General features: G+C 66.3%; 13 protein-coding genes and 1 pseudogene. 2 read left to right on the forward strand and 12 right to left on the reverse strand.

Going from position 1 to position 15,852, the window contains the following annotated elements:
- Positions 1-51 precede the first annotated feature (51 nt).
- Positions 52-780: an SOS response-associated peptidase gene (locus AC1RRW_RS04295; RefSeq protein WP_492899292.1), complete on the forward strand. Its 729-nt coding sequence runs from the start codon at positions 52-54 to the stop codon at positions 778-780.
- Between the two features lie 140 nt (positions 781-920).
- Here AC1RRW_RS04295 and AC1RRW_RS04300 read toward each other — a convergent pair whose 3' ends face one another.
- The 8 genes from AC1RRW_RS04300 to AC1RRW_RS04335 form a co-directional block, all read right to left on the reverse strand.
- Positions 921-1,910: an alcohol dehydrogenase catalytic domain-containing protein gene (locus AC1RRW_RS04300; RefSeq protein WP_492899293.1), complete on the reverse strand. Its 990-nt coding sequence runs from the start codon at positions 1,908-1,910 to the stop codon at positions 921-923.
- A gap of 13 nt (positions 1,911-1,923) precedes the next feature.
- Positions 1,924-2,694, reverse strand: a complete 771-nt coding sequence (locus AC1RRW_RS04305) for an SDR family NAD(P)-dependent oxidoreductase (RefSeq protein WP_492899294.1) — start codon at positions 2,692-2,694, stop codon at positions 1,924-1,926.
- Positions 2,695-2,697: 3 nt separating this feature from the next.
- Positions 2,698-4,011, reverse strand: coding sequence for a sulfopropanediol 3-dehydrogenase (gene hpsN / locus AC1RRW_RS04310; protein ID WP_492899295.1), 1,314 nt, complete (start codon positions 4,009-4,011; stop codon positions 2,698-2,700).
- Between the two features lie 81 nt (positions 4,012-4,092).
- Positions 4,093-5,142, reverse strand: a complete 1,050-nt coding sequence (locus AC1RRW_RS04315; RefSeq protein WP_492899296.1) for an ABC transporter substrate-binding protein — start codon at positions 5,140-5,142, stop codon at positions 4,093-4,095.
- Positions 5,143-5,175: 33 nt separating this feature from the next.
- Positions 5,176-6,432 (reverse strand): DegT/DnrJ/EryC1/StrS family aminotransferase, encoded by a 1,257-nt coding sequence (locus AC1RRW_RS04320; protein WP_492899297.1) that lies wholly within the window; start codon positions 6,430-6,432, stop codon positions 5,176-5,178.
- On the reverse strand, positions 6,422-7,219 hold the full coding sequence (locus AC1RRW_RS04325) for an ABC transporter ATP-binding protein (RefSeq protein ID WP_492899298.1): 798 nt from the start codon (positions 7,217-7,219) through the stop codon (positions 6,422-6,424). The genes AC1RRW_RS04320 and AC1RRW_RS04325 overlap by 11 nt, the downstream gene beginning before the upstream one ends.
- 12 nt (positions 7,220-7,231) lie before the next feature.
- A complete protein-coding gene (locus AC1RRW_RS04330; protein WP_492899299.1) occupies positions 7,232-8,020 on the reverse strand; it encodes an ABC transporter permease in 789 nt (262 codons plus the stop codon).
- A 4-nt stretch (positions 8,021-8,024) separates the two neighbouring features.
- A complete protein-coding gene (locus AC1RRW_RS04335) occupies positions 8,025-8,801 on the reverse strand; it encodes an ABC transporter permease (RefSeq protein ID WP_492899300.1) in 777 nt (258 codons plus the stop codon).
- Between the two features lie 166 nt (positions 8,802-8,967).
- Between AC1RRW_RS04335 and AC1RRW_RS04340 the strand changes: the two genes are divergently transcribed.
- Positions 8,968-9,981 (forward strand): LacI family DNA-binding transcriptional regulator, encoded by a 1,014-nt coding sequence (locus AC1RRW_RS04340; RefSeq protein ID WP_492899301.1) that lies wholly within the window; start codon positions 8,968-8,970, stop codon positions 9,979-9,981.
- A 148-nt stretch (positions 9,982-10,129) separates the two neighbouring features.
- On the opposite strand, the gene AC1RRW_RS04345 is transcribed toward AC1RRW_RS04340, so the two are convergent.
- The 4 genes and pseudogenes from AC1RRW_RS04345 to AC1RRW_RS04360 all read right to left on the reverse strand — a co-directional run bounded on the left by AC1RRW_RS04345 (position 10,130) and on the right by AC1RRW_RS04360 (position 15,794).
- A complete protein-coding gene (locus AC1RRW_RS04345; protein ID WP_492899302.1) occupies positions 10,130-10,756 on the reverse strand; it encodes a tyrosine-type recombinase/integrase in 627 nt (208 codons plus the stop codon).
- Positions 10,757-10,917: 161 nt separating this feature from the next.
- Positions 10,918-11,470: pseudogene (locus AC1RRW_RS04350) on the reverse strand (tyrosine-type recombinase/integrase).
- 35 nt (positions 11,471-11,505) lie between these two features.
- Complete coding sequence (locus AC1RRW_RS04355; RefSeq protein WP_492899303.1) at positions 11,506-14,673, reverse strand: efflux RND transporter permease subunit; 3,168 nt, start codon at positions 14,671-14,673, stop codon at positions 11,506-11,508.
- Positions 14,670-15,794: an efflux RND transporter periplasmic adaptor subunit gene (locus AC1RRW_RS04360; RefSeq protein WP_492899304.1), complete on the reverse strand. Its 1,125-nt coding sequence runs from the start codon at positions 15,792-15,794 to the stop codon at positions 14,670-14,672. Before AC1RRW_RS04360 ends, AC1RRW_RS04355 begins: the two co-directional genes overlap by 4 nt.
- Positions 15,795-15,852 lie beyond the last annotated feature (58 nt).

The following is a 15,852-nucleotide window of genomic DNA, read 5'->3' on the forward strand; positions in this document are numbered from 1 at the left end:
GCGTCGACGAGAGCCTGATATGCGCGGCGGCGGGCGAGCCAGGACGACAGCATGTGCAATCTTTACGCGATGACCAGGGGCCAGCAAGCGATCCGCGATCTGGCGCGGGCCATGCGGGACACCACGGGCAATCTGCCGCCGCTTCCCGGGATCTTTCCGGATTACCCCGCACCGATCGTCAGAAACGCTCCTGACGGCATGCGCGAGCTCGCCATGGTCCGCTGGGGAATGCCGTCGTCGAAGAAGGCGATCTTCGAGGCTGCGAAGAAGCGGGCCGGGAAGCTGGAGGCCAAGGGAAAGAGCGTCAACTTCGACGAACTCCTACGTATGGAGCCGGACAGCGGGACAACGAATGTCCGCAACACCGCGTCGTCGCACTGGAAGCCATGGCTGGGCGTGGCTAACCGCTGCGTGGTGCCGCTGACATCGTTCAGCGAGTTCGATCACGCAGCGAAGCAGGACATCTGGTTCGCGCTCGGGGAAGACCGCCCGCTCGCCTTCTTTGCCGGCATTTGGACGGCAGGCTGGACAGGCGTCAGGAAGATCAAGACCGGCGTTGAGACGACCGACCTCTACGCCTTCCTCACGACGGATCCCAACGCCGAGGTCGGTGCCATTCACCCCAAGGCCATGCCGGTGATCCTGACGCTGCCGGAGGAGGTCGAGATCTGGATGACGGCGCCATGGGAGCAAGCCAAGGCGCTGCAGCGACCGATGCCGGACGGCTCATTGCATGTGGTTCAGCGCGGAGGAAAGAAGGATGAAGCGCTTTCAGGCTAGCCGCACGGCTTGCCACAAGCGCTGGGCGCTGATCCAGGCAGGATGCGCCACGAGCTGCCATTGGCTCAACGCCCGGGAGCAGACGTTGCATGCTTACCAATGACTGCGCCAGCCCATCCCGGTGAACTGCGGATTCGACGTCAGGTGTTGAGAACGATTTTTGCTGCGCTCACCCGCCCGCCATCGATATCGGCAAAGGCATGGTCGCCCACGCTCAGAGAGCGTTGCTCGATCCAGCCGAGATCGCCGAGACGCCCCATGGCGAGGGCTTCGACGGTCTGGGCGAAGTCGGCGGGGGTATAGCAATAGACACCGGCAAGCGTGATCTCCTGCAGGGTGATCTTGCGAACGTCGAGGCCAGCCTCGCCGGGGAGCAGGCCGACATGGACGATCACGCCGCCGGGCCGCACCAGACGACATGCGGCTGCGCGCGTCGCATCGGCGCCGACGGCGTCGATGACGAGGTCGATGGTGTTGTCGGGCGGCTCGTCGTGCCCGGAATGATAGACGGAAAACCCTTCCGCCATAACCGTTGCACGGCGCAGCGGATTGGTTTCGCCGAGCAGAAGATCGCGCGCGCCGAACAGTCGGGCGACGAGCCCGGCCGCCAGCCCGATCGCGCCTCCCCCGAGTACTACCACGCGGCAGGCCGAAAGAGGCTGGTGCAGCCGCTGCATCCCGCTCCGCACCGCATGCCAGGAGACGGCGACAGGTTCCGCAAGCGCGGCATGGGCGACCGGCATCACATCGGGGATCGGCGTCAGATTGCGCAGCGGAATGCGCACTAGCTCAGCAAACGCGCCCGGTCGCGGCGGCATCGATATGATCTGCCGCGTTGGTGAGAGATGCCAGCGTCCCTCGATCGCATAGGGACAATCGGGGTCCACCACGAGCGGATTGATCGTCACGCGTTGACCGGCACGCGGGCCTGTCGCTATCCGCCCTGCGGCCTCGTGGCCGAGGATCAGCGGCGGTGGGCGGCGCGCGTCGAAGCCGTGATAGGCGTGCATGTCAGAGCCGCAGATGCCGACCGCCTCGACCCGGACCAGGACCTCGTCGGCGTACGGAACGGGATCCGGCTCGTCGCGGAAGACCAGGCTGTTGGGGCCGGTGTAGACCAGCGCTTTCATGCCGCCGATCTCCTCATTTCGCGGTGAAGCCGCCATCGACCGTCAGGGTCTGGCCGGTGACATAGGCCGAGGCGGGAGAGGCCAGGAACACGGTCGCGCCGGCAAGATCGTCGAGTTCGCCATTGCGGCCGATGGCGGTTTGCGCCGCGTTCTTGGCGGCACGCGCGCCGTCGGCGAAGACGGCCGCCGTCAGCGGCGTCGGGAAGAAGCCGGGCGCGATGGCGTTGCAGGTGACGCCGTGGCGCGACCACTCCTCGGCGATGGCCCGCGTCAGCTGCACCACGCCGCCCTTCGCCGCGCCATAGGGCGCGCAATCTGCAAAAGCCCGATAGCTCTGCAGCGAGGCGACGTTGACGATGCGGCCATAGCCGCGCTGCGCCATTCCCGGCGCAAAAGCCTGCGTCAGCAGGAAAGGCGCGCGCAGATGCACGGCCATATGCAGATCGAAGGCCTCGGCCGTGACCTGCATGAAGGGATGACGCAGATTCAGCCCGGCGACATTGACGAGGATGTCGATGGAGAGGCCGAGCCGCTCGCAGGCAGCCGCCAGGTGCGTGCCCGCATCCGGCGACGCGAGGTCGGCGGGGATGATGTCAGTCTCGATCCCCTCTTCCGTCAGCTCTTGGGCCGCCTCGCGAAGAGCCTGCTCGCGCCGCGCGACGATGACGACCCGCGCGCCAGCGAGGCCGAGCGCCCGCGCCATGGCGAGGCCGATGCCGCTGTTGCCGCCGGTGACCAACGCCGTCTTGTCGCTGAGATCGAAGAGCGAGGTCAGTCTGAACATCGTTCAGACCTCGACCGGATCGCCGAGATCGACATTCGAGCCGGGCGCATATTTCGCCATCCGCGCGTCACTGGTGCGGGCATGCGCCTCCATGCCTTCCAGCCGCGAGATGCGGGCCGAGACCGGCGCGACGCGCTGGCAGGCTTCTCGGTCCATGCGCTGCCAGGTCAGGGGTTTCAGGAACTTGTGGACCGAGAGCCCGGCCGAATAGCGGGCGGCGAACTTGGTCGGCAGGATATGGTTTGGGCCCGAAACCTTGTCGCCGAAGGCGACGTTGGTCTCCTCGCCGAGGAAGAGCGAGCCGTAATTGCTCAGATGGGCGTGCCACCAGTCGAGATCGGCACAATGCACCTCGAGATGCTCGCAGGCGTAACGGTCCGAGACCTCGACCATTTCCTGGCGCGTATCGCACAGCACGATCTCACCGTAGTCTCGCCAGGCCGAGCCGGCCGCGTCGCGCGCCGTCGGCGGAAGCGTCGCGATCAAGTCGGGCATCAACCTCGCGACCTCCTCAGCGATGCGACGCGAGGAGGTGATGAGCCAGGCCGGACTTTCATGGCCGTGCTCGGCCTGCCCGACGAGATCGGTCGCGACGATCAGGGGGTCGGCGCTGTCGTCGGCGAGGACGGCGACCTCAGACGGGCCGGCGAAGACGTCGATGCCGACCTTGCCGAACAGCATGCGCTTGGCCTCGGCGACGAACTTGTTGCCCGGCCCGACGATGATGTCGGCGGGCTTGCCGGTGAACAGACCATTGGCCATGGCGGCGATCGCCTGCACGCCGCCCAGGCACATGACGATGTCGGCGCCGGCCACCGTCAGCGCATAGAGCACATGGGGATGGATGCCCTGGCCGCGAAACGGCGCCGAGCAGGCGACGACGGTCTTGACGCCGGCGGCCTTGGCCGTGGCGACGGACATATAGGCCGAGGCGATATGGGCGTAGCGGCCGGTCGGCACATAGCAGCCGGCCGTGTTCACCGGGACGAGCTTCTGGCCGAGATGCAGGCCGGGCGAGATCTCGATCGCGAAATCCCGGCAGGACTCGCGCTGTGCCTCGGCGAAGCGCTTCACCTGCCCCGCCGCGAAGCTGATGTCGTCCTTGACGCTCTGGGGGATGTCGCGGACGCGCGCGGCGATCGCCGCCTTGTCCAGCACGATCTCGCCGTCCCATTTGTCGAGCTTCAGGGCATAGTCGCGCACGGCCTGCTCGCCGCCGGCCTCGATCGCGGCCAGCATGGCGCTGACCACCTCGCGCGCCGCGTCGGTTTCGGTCTCGGGCGTCTTGGTGGCGGTCTTCAGATGCGTGATGGCCATGGCGCTGTCCGCTTGAAATCAGATGGAGGGATGCGGGGGCGGTCCGGAGACCGCCGCCGCTCGTCATGTCGCCGTGTCAGGTCACTTCTTGTCGAATTCGGTCGCGAAGGCCTTAAGCTTAGGATCGGCCGCGACGCGCTTCAGGAAGTCGTCGGTGACGTAGCTCTTGGCGTCCGGGTTCGCCGGGATCGTGCCGACCTCGGTGATGAACTTGCCGATCTCGGAGAACCAGCCATCGACGGTGGAGGCGCCCGACGCCCGCGCCATCAGCTTGAGCTGCTCGTCGAGGCCGAAGGTCGGCCGCAGCGCAAACTCCTGATCCATCGCCTTGGGCGTCACCTCGAGCCCGCCCTGCTTATAGAAGTCGAGCGCCAGCGTGCGCGCCTCGGCCGGGTTGGCCTTGGCCCAGGACCAGCCGCGCAGGAAGACGGCGAGGAACTTCGCCACATCGTCGGGCTTCTCCTTGGCGAAATCGCCGCGCACGATCAGCGCGCCGGGTACGATCGCGTTCGCATCGGCGCCGGAGCAGAGATATTTCGCGTTGGCGCGCTCCTCGAGCGTGTAGGTGTTGGGCGCCCAGACGCCCGCGACGTCGCCATTGTTCGACGTGATCGCGGTGATGATCTGGGCCTGGCCGAGATTGACGAACTGCATGTCGTTGTTCTGCAGTCCGAACTTGTTCAGGCATTTGCGCGCCGCATAATCCACCGTGGAGTTGGTGGTGAGCAGGAGCTTCTGGCCTTTCAGCAGCTTCGGGTCGGCCTTGATCGCGTCGAACCTGTCGCCGCGAACCATCATCGCATTGGTCTTGGATTCGTCGTTGGTGATGCCGATCGTGAGGATGTTGAAGCGCACCGCGCCCAGCACCGCAGGCACCGAGCCCGTGCCGCCGACATCCCAGGACTTGGCCGCCGAAGCGGCGATCTGCGGCGCGCCAGCCGGGAAGGTCGAGAAATTCGGCGTCAGCCCGACGTCCTTCCACCAGCCCTTCACCGTGGCGTAGTGGAAGGGCAGCGCCCAGTAGAGCGAGGGCTGGTAGCTGACCCCGATCGTCGTCTGGGCCTGCGCCGGCGAAACCGCGGCGCAGGTCAGCGCGGCGGCGACACCAAGTGCGGCAATGATGCGTTTCATAGTGGCTTTCTCCCTGTTGTCGTTAGCCCGGTCTCAGCCTGTCGCGGCTCGCCCGGTTTCCCCTGTCCCCGCACGCGCGGCGACGACGGTCTCGATGGCCTCGCGCAGGATCTCGGCGGCGAGGTCGCAATCCTCATCGGTCAGCGACAGCGGCGTGCGGATGTCGCAGAGCCCGGCCAGGATGGCGTGGGTCTGCTGCATCGGCCCCTGCTCGCCCGCATAGCGCCAATGGCGCGGCGCGCTAGTGAAGCCGCGCTGCCGCCCGGCGCCGAACCATTTGATCGGCAGGCCGCGGGCGGCGCAGCGATCGAGCACCGTGGCGACCTCGCCATTTGCGAAGCCCGGCAGCGAGAACTGGACCGATGTCGCCGAATAGAGCTCCTTCGGAGAGCGCTGCGGCAGGCGGACATGCTGCGAGCGGGCGATGCCGGCGGCAATCCGGTCATGGATCGCGTTCCAGCGTGCGGCCCGACGCGGCAGGTCCTGCAGCTGCGGGCGCAGCAGCGCGGCGGCCAGCGCGGTCATGCGCATGCTGAAATTGGGCGTTTCCTCTTCCCAGCATCCGATGATGCCGGGAGCCGGGGCGCTGAGATGCTGGCCGTGCAGCATGTAGCTGCCGGAATGGAGGATGGCGCGGGCGGCGCGATCGGCATCGTCCAGCACGAGAAATCCGCCCTCGCCGGCGTTCAAATGCTTGTAGGTCTGGGCGCTGAAGGCCGCCGCTGCGCCGAAGCTGCCGATGGCCCGGCCGTCCCACGCGGCGCAGAGCGCGTGGGCGCAGTCCTCGACCAGCAGCAGCCCAAGTTCGTCGCAGGCCGCCATGACCGCATCCATGTCGGCGATATGGCCGCGCATATGCGAGAGCAGCAGTATGCGCGCACCCGAACCGCGGGCTTTCCGGCGCAGATCGTCGCAATCGATCACGTAATCCGCGCCGATCTCGATCAGAACCGGCCGCGCTCCGGCATGCAGGATGGCGCCGGGCACGGGCGCGAGCGTAAAGCCGTTGACCAGCACCGGATCGCCGGGCTGCACGTCCAGCACCTTGAGCGCCAGGCACAGGGCCGCGCCACCGGAATTGACCGCCACGCAATAGCGTCGCCCGACGAAGGCGGCGAACTCCTGCTCCAGCAGCGCGACGTCGTTCTGATCCGCCCCCATCTCGCCATAACGGAAGAGCCGGCCCGAACGCATGAGCTCGACGGCACGCGCAATACCCGCATCCGGAATCGGCTCCGGCTCCGTGAGGTCGCGCTGCAGGTGCGGCTGCGGGGTGCGCTCAGACGCCATGGGCGCCCTTCTCCTCGCGCAGCGATTTCCAGATCTGGGTGCGCAGATGGACGAAGGATTCGAGGTCCATCACGTCCTCGATGCGCTCGTGACGGTCCCAGTTCTCCGCCTGCCTGACGGAACGGATGTCGAGCACTTCCTTGATGCGGCCCGGCCGGCGCGTCATGATTGCGACGCGATCGGCGAGATAGACCGCCTCCTCGACCGCATGAGTGATGAACAGCACGGTGCGCGGATTGACCCGCGCCAGCCGCACAAGCTCCTCCTGCATCACGACGCGGGTCTGCGCGTCGAGCGCCCCGAACGGCTCGTCCATCAGCAGTACTTCCGGATCGAGCACATAGGCGCGGGCGATCGCGACGCGCTGTTGCATGCCGCCCGAGAGCTGATGCGGGAAGGCGTCGGCATGGCTTTCCAGGTTCATCAGCCCGAGCGCGCCGGCGACCAACCCGTCGCGCTCGCCCTTGGGCAGGTTCTCGTTGCGCAGGCCCAGTTCGATGTTCTCGCGCACGGTCTTCCACGGAAACAGCGCGAACTGCTGGAAGACCACTGCGCGGTCCGGCCCCGGCTGCGTCACCGCCTTGCCGTTGACGCTGACGATGCCGGCGCTGGGTGGCTCGAAGCCTGCGACCATGCGCAGGCAGGTGGTCTTGCCGCAGCCGGACGGGCCGACGATCGCGACGAACTCCTTGTCTGCGATCTCCAGATTGATGTCGTCGAGCGCCTTCACGCCTCCCGAGGCGGGGCCGAAGATCTTGTCGACCTTGTCGAAGCGGATCGATCCCATCGTGCTCGTCCCTTACGCCTGAAGGCCGCGACGGCGGCGAAGCCAGGCCTCGCCCTGCCGCAGCATCACGTCGATCGCCATGCCGACGAGGCCGATCGCGACCATGCCGGCCATCACGGTCGGCGTCGCGACATTGGCCTGGGCCTGCACCATCATGAATCCGACGCCCGCCGCCGCCACGATCAGCTCCGCTCCGACCAGCGACTGCCAGCCCAGCCCCGCCGAGATGCGCAGGCCGGAGACGATCGAGGGCGTCGCGGCCGGCAGCAGGATTTCCAGGATCATGCGGGTATTGCCCGTGCCGAGCATGCGCGCCGCCTCGATCAGGCGCGGCTCGACGAAGCGCGCGCCGCGATAGGCGTTGATCAGGCAGGGCGGAAACGCGCCCGCAAAAATGATCAGGATCGGCCCGCCGATGCCGACGCCGAACCACAGCGCCGCGAACGGCACCCAGGCGATCGGAGCGATGAAACGCAGGCCGTCGAAGAGCGGCGTCACGACGTCGTCGAGCCAGCGGAACCAGCCCATCAGCAGGCCCAGCGGCACGCCGATGAAGGCGGCGAGCAGGACGCCATAGGCGTAGCGCTGGAAACTCGAGGCCAGATGCTGCGGCAGCGTCGCACCGGCGAAGGGGTTGGTCAGCAGATGGACGAAGCGCGCCAGCACGTCGAGCGGCGAGGGCAGGAACTGGCGCGGCACGATGCCGAAGGCCGACAGCGCCGCCCAGAGTCCGATGAAGCCGAAAAGCCCCAGCGCGCCCCAGGCCCATTTCTCGCTCATGCGGAGGGGCAGCGGCTGCATCGGCTCAATCCCTCCCCGCCACGTTCCAGGCGAGCGCGCGGCGCTCCGCCAGGCCCAGCGCATGGGTCGTCGCCCAACCGAGCACGCCGACGGTCACCATCCCGACCAGGATCATGCCGGGATAAATGTCCTGCTGGGCCATGTTGAGGACGAAGCCGATGCCAGCCAGCGCACCCACCAGCTCGGCCGCGACCAGCGTGGTCCAGGAGGCCTGGAGCGACAGGCGCAAGCCGGTGAAGATCATCGGCGCGGCGGCCGGCGCTATGATTTCCGTGACCATCCGCCAGCGCGGCGTGCCCAGCATCTGCGCGGCCTCGATGATCGGACGTTCGATGTTGCGCACGCCAGCGAAGGAATTGATCACCGAGGGCACGAAGGCGGCAAACCAGATCACCATGATCTTGGCGCCGTCGCCGAGGCCCAGCCACAGGATGGCGAGCGGGATCCAGGCCAATGGCGGGATCGGGCGGATGATCAGGAAAATCGGGTTGATCGCGGCCTCGGCCCGCCGGTCCCAGCCCATCCAGAGACCGAGCGGCACGCCGGTCGCGATCGCCACGAGAAAGCCCATCACCACAAGCTTCACGCTCTGGAACGCATGGGCGGCGAGCCCGCCGCCGGCATAGCCGCGCGATGCGATCTGGTTCAGCGAGAGCCAGAAATCCGCGGGCGACGGAAAACGGCCGGGCGAGACGAGGCCCGTCGCCGTAGTCAGGCCGAACCAGAGCAGCAGCACCGCCGCCACCGAGCCCAAGCCGACCCATGCCCCTCTTCCGATCATGGCGTTTCCCAATGCACTCTTCTGATGAAAGCGCTTTCAGCAAACGTCCCAGATCGTCGCAAAGATGTCAATCGTTCCCGAAAACTCTCCTCGCTTCTCTCGATCTGCTTGTTGATCCGGGATTTCGCGGCTAGACCGTGTGAAAGAAATTTCATGGAGAGCGATCTTGAGCGGAGGCCGCGTCAAGCTGAGCGATGTCGCCAGGGACGCCGGCGTGTCGCCTGCGACGGTGTCACGCGCCATCGCCCAGCCCGACCTGCTTTCGCCGGATACTCTGGCCCGCGTCAGGGCGAGCGCCCTGCGCCTGGGCTACCTGCCCGACGGCGCGGCGCGCGCGCTTGCGTCTGGCCGTTCGATGACGATCGGCGCGATCGTCCCCACGCTGGACAGCGCCATCTTCGCGCGAGCACTGCAGGCGATGCAGGCCACATTGGCGCAGTCTGGCTATCTGCTGCTGGTCGCCTCGCACGAGGCCAGCCCCGCGGCCGAAACACAGGCTGTTCGGGCCCTGCTCGGGCGCGGTGTCGATGGGCTGATGCTGGTGGGTGCGGAGCGGGCCCCGGAAACCACCGCTTTGCTGAAGGCGTCCGGCCTGCCCGTCGTGCTGACATGGTGCGGGGACGGACACTTCACGGCCGTCACCATCGACAACGCCTTGGCCGGACGCCTGGCGGCTGAGCACCTGATCGGGCTCGGCCATCGCCGCATCGGCATGATCGTCGGACATCTTCAGTTCAATGATCGCCAGAGGGCACGGCTCGACGGCGCACGATCGCCGCTGGTTGAGGCCGGGCTATCGCTGCCCGATTCCATGGTCGTCGAACAGGCGCTGACCCTCGCCGGCGGACGAGCCGGTTGCGCGATGCTGCTGGAGCTGGATGACCCGCCAACTGCGCTGATCGGAGGCATCGACCTGTTCGCGATCGGGTGCCTCGAAGAGGCGCATGCACGCGGCATGGCGGTGCCCGAAGACCTCAGTGTGGTAGGGATCGACGGATTGGACATGTCGGCGCATGTGTCGCCGGGACTAACGACCGTACACGTCCCGACGGGCCGGATCGGCAATCTCGCAGCACAGACCCTGATGGCCATGATCGCGCGTCAGGCGGTCGACAGGGAGCGGCTCCTGCCCGTCGAACTGGTGGTCCGCCGGTCTTCTCAGCGACTGGCCGGATCATAGGCTCGGATGCCGCAGGCAATCGAATTGCGCCGCGAGGGGACGTGGATGCCGCACCGTGAAACGGACGTTCCGCATTTCTCATCTGGCAGTTTGGAACCGTCATTGACGCAAGTGACGGCGCGACGGTCACCGCCGCGCCGTTTGGCTATCAGAGATCGGTCTGCTCAGAGAGGATCAAGGCGTCATCGACCTCGACGCCAAGGTATCGCACTGTGCTTTCTAGCTTCGAATGGCCCAAGAGGAGCTGGCAGGCTCGAAGGTTACCGGTGCGCTTGTAGATCAGCGTCACTTTTGTCCGCCGCAGGCTATGAGTCCCGTAGAGCGCGGGATCCAAGCCGATGAGTGCGACCCACTCGTCGAGCAATCGCCCATATTGCCTGGTCGTAACGTGATCGCCAGTGCGGCTGCGACTTGGAAACAGCCAGTCGTTGGCAGCGCAGGGGCGTCGTCGAAGCCATGCAGTCAGAGCTTCACGCGTGGTATCGGTCAGCTCGAATGGCACCGGCCGGCCTGTCTTCTGCTGGACGATCGAGGTTCGCAACCTCACCGTCCCGCCCAGCGCGACGTCGCTTACGCGAAGCCGGACGAGATCGCAGCCTCGCAACTTGCTGTCGATCGCGAGATTGAACATCGCAAGGTCGCGCACACGATGATCATGCTGCAATCGTGTCCGGATAGCCCAGATATGACGTGGCTTCAGTGGCGGTTTTGGGCCGATCAACCGCCCCGTATTCCAGGCTGGACGCTGTTGGCTCTGTTGGAAGTCAGGCGACATAGCGCATCCTCCTTCAGGATGCCGTCCCCAGCTTACTACGTAGCACGATGCCGCTGATCTGCAGCGCGCCACTTCCTGACATTCGTGCTCTGCCGAGAAGCCGACGTTCAGCTGGATTTTTGGTCCGCTACGGCGCGGCGGAGGCCGCCGCGCCGTCTCGATCAGATATCGGTCTGTTCAGACAAAATTAGAGCGTCATCAACCTCGATGGAATGGCCGAGCAGAAGCTGGCAGGCTCGCAGATTTCCGGTGCGCTTGTAGATCAGTGCGACTTTGGTGCGCCTGAGACTATGCGTACCGTATAAAGCGGGATCGAGGCCAATCAGCGAAACCCAGTCATCGAGCAGGTGTCCATATTGCCTGGTGGTGACGTGGTCGCCTTGGTGGCTACGGCTGGGAAACAGCCAGTCGGCTTCGACGGATGGTCGACGCCGAAGCCAAGCGGTCAGCGCTTCGCGCGTTGGATCGGTCAGTTCGAAGGGCACTGGTCCGGCCGGTCTTCTGCTGAATAATCGAAGTCCGAAGTCTCACCGTGCCGCCCAGCACGACATCGCTGATCCGAAGGCGAACGAGATCGCAGCCGCGAAGTTTGCTGTCGATCGCCAGGTTGAACATCGCGAGGTCACGTACGCTACGATCGTGCTGAAGCCGCGTTCGGATCGCCCAGATATGACGCGGCTGACGCAGAGTGACGTTGTGGTGCTCAATCGGCATCGTGCATCCCCCTGAGGAGGCCGCATCCACCCGCATCATACCATCGCTTGTTGCTCCTGCAGCGCCTCATGGTCGGCGGGTCGTTCACTCGACGTGCCATGCACCTCTGCGGGCAACGGTCCGAAGCCCGGCTGCGCCTCATGGCTCCGGTTGGCCGGGGTCGGAGAGATCCTGAACCAGGCGGCGTAGAGCGCCGGCAGGAACAGCAGAATCAGTACCGTGCCGACGGCGGTCCCGCCGATCAGCGTGTAGGCCATCGAGCCCCAAAACACCGAGTGGGTCAGCGGAATGAAGGCGAGCACCGCTGCAAGCGCCGTGAGGATGACCGGCCGGGTCCGCTGCACCGTCGCCTCGATGACCGCATGGTAGTCGTCCAGCCCGGCGAGCTTGTTCTCCTGGATCTGGTCGGTGAGGATCAGCGTGTTACGCATGAGGATGCCGGCCAGGCCGATCAGGCCCAGGATCGCGTTGAATCCGAAGGGCTGGTTGAAGGCGAGAAGCGTCGGAACGACGCCGATCAGGCCGAGGGGCGCGGTGAACAGCACCATCGTCATCATCGAGAACGACCGCACCTGCAGCATGACCACGATCAGGGTGATGGCGATCATCAGCGGGAAGATTTTCGCCAGCGCGTCGTTGGCCTTGGCCGCTTCTTCGATCGACCCACCCATGTCGATGCGGTAGCCCGCTGGAAGCGACGCGATCAGCGGCTGGAGTGCGGTCAGGACCTGCTTGGAGACTTCCGGAGGCTGGGTCGCCTCATCGATCTCCGAGCGCACCGTGATCGTGGGCACGCGATCGCGGCGCTTCAGCATCGGCTCCTCGAAGCGGATTTCCGAATGCCCGACCTGATCGAGCGGAATCTGGCGACCATCACGGCTGATCAACGAGAAATCCGCGAGCCGGGTCGGATCGAGGCGCTCTGGGCCGGCGCTGCGCGCCACGACGGACACATTGCGGATGCCCTCCCGAACTTGCGTGACGGCGACGCCGCTGAGCAGGAACTGAAGCTGCTGGCTGACCTGCGCCGGCGAAAGTCCGATGAGATTGAGCCTGTCCTGGTCCGGCACGAAGCGCAGCACGGGCGTGCGGTTGCCCCAGTCGCGATTGGCCTCCCTGACGTCGGGTACGCCGCGCATGATCTCCAGAGCCCGCTCCGAGATCTCATAGAGCTGTGCCGGATCGGGTCCGGTCACGCGAAACTCGACCGGGAACACCGACGGAGGACCGAAGACGAACTGCGTCGCGCGGACATAGGCCTCGGGCGCAAGTCCCTGCGCGATGGCTTGCCGAAGGCGTTGCTTCAGCGTCTCGCGGGTGCCTGCATCCGGCGTCAGCACGACGATCTTGGCGAAGGCCGGGTCGGGGAGTTCGGGCGACAGAGCCAGGAAGAACCGCGGCGCGCCCTGGCCGATATAGCTCGTCACGATCTTGGCTTCAGGCTGCGCGTCCAGCCAGCGCTCGATCTTCGCGACCGCAGCCGTCGTCGTCTCGATGCTGGTGCCTTCGGGCAGACGCACCTCGACGAGCACCTCCGGTCGGTCCGATGTCGGAAAGAACTGCTGCTTCAGCCCGCCCATCCCGACGCCGGACACCGCGAAGGCGACGGCGACGACCGCGCAGGTCAGAAATTTGTGGTCGACTGCGAAGGTGATGAGCTTGCGCAGGCGGCGGTAGTTTGGCGTGTCGTAGATCGCCGCGTGGCCGCCGGGAACCGGCTTGATCTCCGGCAGCATCTTGACGCCGAGATAGGGCGTGAACACCACCGCGACGATCCATGACACGATCAGGGCGAAGCCGACGACCCAAAAGATGTTGCCGGCATACTCGCCGGCCGTCGAAGGGGCGAAGCCCACCGGCAGGAAGCCGGCGATCGTGACCAGCGTGCCCGAGAGCATCGGCGCCGCGGTGTGGCTCCAGGCATAGGCGGCCGCCTTGATGCGATCCATGCCCTCTTCCATCTTCACCACCATCACCTCGATGGCGATGATGGCGTCGTCGACGAGAAGCCCGAGCGCGAGGATGAGCGCACCCAGCGTGATACGGTCGAAGAAGCGACCTGTCTCCAGCATGATGAAGAACACGACGGCCAGCGTCAGCGGGATCGCCGCCGCCACGACGATACCGACCCGCCAGCCGAGGCTGAGCAGGCTGACGAGAAGCACGACGCCGAGCGCCATCGCGAATTTCATCATGAACTCGTCCACGGCCGAGGCGATATTGACGGCCTGGTCGGTCACCTTCTCCAGTGAGATGCCGAGCGGCAGCGTCCGGCCTATGGCGCCGGTCTTGGCTTCGAGCGCCTTGCCGAGCGCCAGCCCATTCCAGCCGTCCTGCATGACGGCGGCTAGCATCAGGCTGGGCTCGCCATGGTGCCGGATGATGAAACCGGGCGGATCTTCATAGCCGCGCCGGACATCGGCGATGTCGGACAGCTTGAGCGTGCGGCCGCCGGCGACGATGGGCGTGTCGGCGATGGCGCGAATGCCGTCATAGGCGCCATCGACGCGGATAAAGACGCGCGGTCCTTTTGTCTCGACGGTGCCCGCCGGCGTCACGGTGTTCTGGCGCTGCAGAGCCGAGACGACGTCCTGGGCCGAGATGCCGAGCGTCGCCAGCCGCTCATGGGAGAATTCGACGAAGATCTGCTCGGGACGCTCGCCCAGGATGTTGACCTTCTTGACGCCGGGAACGTGGAGGAGATCCTGCCGGATGACCTCCGCCTGCCGGGCCAGCTCCCGCATCGGCAGGCCTTTCGCCTTGAGTGCGTAGAGGGCGAAGCTGACATCGGCGTATTCGTCGTTGACGAAGGGGCCGAGCACGCCTTGCGGCAGGTTCCTGGCCTCGTCGGAGAGCTTCTTGCGGGCCTGATAGAACTCTTCCTGCACGCGCCCGGGCGGGGTGGAATCCTTCAGGTTGACGGTGAGGTACGCGAAGCCCGGTCGCGTCGTCGTCTCGACACGGTCGTACCAGGCGAGTTCCTGGAGCCGTTTTTCGAGGGGCTCGGCGACCAGATCCTGCATCTCGCGGGCCGTCGCGCCCGGCCAGACGGAGGTGACCGTCAGGGTCTTGATCGTGAAGCTCGGGTCCTCCGCGCGCCCGAGCTTGACGAACGCATACGCGCCGGCGGCCATGAGCAGCATGATCGCGAACAGGGTCACCGCCCGCTCGCGGACGGCGATGGCTGAGAGATTGAGGTTCATCGCGAGGCCGCCTCGATGTTGGAGGACGGCCTGACCAGCTGGCCTTCGCGCAGGAGATGCGCTCCCAGCGAGACGATCCGACGGCCGGCCTCGAGCCCGGAGACGATGGCGGTCTCGCCGGTCACGCGGACCACACGCACCGGCTGGAAGGTGACGAGCGACCCCGTATGTTCCAGCCGCCAGACGCCGGTCCTGTGTCCATCGTCGAGGACCGCCCCGAGAGGCACCTCCATGTCGGCTGCCGGCCCGCTTGCGGCGATGCCGATCGTGATGGTCGCGCCGAGCGGCGCTGCGGCGGCATCGCCGTCGAGGATGTAGCGGGCTTCGTAGGTCCGGGTTTGCGGATCGGCGGAATCCGACAATTGCCGCAGCCGGGCAGTCATGCTCCGACCGGAGGATCCATAGAGCGCTGCCTGCGCGACTGACCCGATCGTTGGCCGCATCGTTTCGGGCAACGCCACCACCGCCTCCCGTGGCCCGGCCTGAGCGAGCCGGATCACGATCTGCCCCGCCGTGACGACCTGGCCAGGCTCGCCCGCCGTGTCGACGACGACGCCGTCCGCATCGGCGACGAGCACGGCATAGCTGAGTTCGTTCTCCGCGACCCTCGCCTCCGCATCGGTCGCGGCAGCCTGCGCGGTCGCGGTGTCCAATGCCGCCTTGGCCTGTTCGTAACGCTGGGGGCTGGCGGCGAAGCCGTTCTTGACCAGGACCGCGTATCGCGCTTCGTCCGCCTTGGCCTGGGTGAGCACGGCGCGGGCGGCCATGGCGGCATTGCGCTTTGCAGTTACGGCCCATCGCAGATCGGTCTCGTCGATCCGCAGGAGGGGCTGCCCGGCTTTCACCGCCTGTCCGACATTGACCAGCCGCTCGACGATCTTCCCGGGAACACGGAACCCGAGATTGCTCTGAACCCGAGCCGCGATGACGCCGGTGAAGCGCCGCTCCGCGCGAACGACAGGGCTGGCGATCGAGACAAGCACGGTCGGTGCATCCTGGCGCGGATCGACCTTCACGGAGGCTGCGGATCTCGGCCCCACCAGCATGATGGCGCCGGCGATGCCCGCGGCTGCGAGGGTCACGGCGCCCGCCGCCAAAGCGAGCTTGGATTTTCGAGACATGAACCTCACCGAAATAGATTGCGTTTGGCATCTATGCCGAATATAGAGTTTGAACGCA

Source organism: Allobosea sp. GW821-FHT12C12 (assembly GCF_058807355.1).

What these genes read in the sequence shown, in the direction of transcription:
- AC1RRW_RS04335 (WP_492899300.1), bottom strand. Translation starts at nt 8,801, where the DNA reads ATGATCGGAAGAGGGGCATGGGTCGGCTTGGGCTCGGTGGCGGCGGTG.
- AC1RRW_RS04320 (WP_492899297.1), bottom strand. Translation starts at nt 6,432, where the DNA reads ATGGCGTCTGAGCGCACCCCGCAGCCGCACCTGCAGCGCGACCTCACG.
- hpsN (WP_492899295.1), bottom strand. Translation starts at nt 4,011, where the DNA reads ATGGCCATCACGCATCTGAAGACCGCCACCAAGACGCCCGAGACCGAA.
- AC1RRW_RS04315 (WP_492899296.1), bottom strand. Translation starts at nt 5,142, where the DNA reads ATGAAACGCATCATTGCCGCACTTGGTGTCGCCGCCGCGCTGACCTGC.
- AC1RRW_RS04325 (WP_492899298.1), bottom strand. Translation starts at nt 7,219, where the DNA reads ATGGGATCGATCCGCTTCGACAAGGTCGACAAGATCTTCGGCCCCGCC.
- AC1RRW_RS04345 (WP_492899302.1), bottom strand. Translation starts at nt 10,756, where the DNA reads ATGTCGCCTGACTTCCAACAGAGCCAACAGCGTCCAGCCTGGAATACG.
- AC1RRW_RS04355 (WP_492899303.1), bottom strand. Translation starts at nt 14,673, where the DNA reads ATGAACCTCAATCTCTCAGCCATCGCCGTCCGCGAGCGGGCGGTGACC.
- AC1RRW_RS04295 (WP_492899292.1), top strand. Translation starts at nt 52, where the DNA reads ATGTGCAATCTTTACGCGATGACCAGGGGCCAGCAAGCGATCCGCGAT.
- AC1RRW_RS04300 (WP_492899293.1), bottom strand. Translation starts at nt 1,910, where the DNA reads ATGAAAGCGCTGGTCTACACCGGCCCCAACAGCCTGGTCTTCCGCGAC.
- AC1RRW_RS04360 (WP_492899304.1), bottom strand. Translation starts at nt 15,794, where the DNA reads ATGTCTCGAAAATCCAAGCTCGCTTTGGCGGCGGGCGCCGTGACCCTC.
- AC1RRW_RS04305 (WP_492899294.1), bottom strand. Translation starts at nt 2,694, where the DNA reads ATGTTCAGACTGACCTCGCTCTTCGATCTCAGCGACAAGACGGCGTTG.
- AC1RRW_RS04330 (WP_492899299.1), bottom strand. Translation starts at nt 8,020, where the DNA reads ATGCAGCCGCTGCCCCTCCGCATGAGCGAGAAATGGGCCTGGGGCGCG.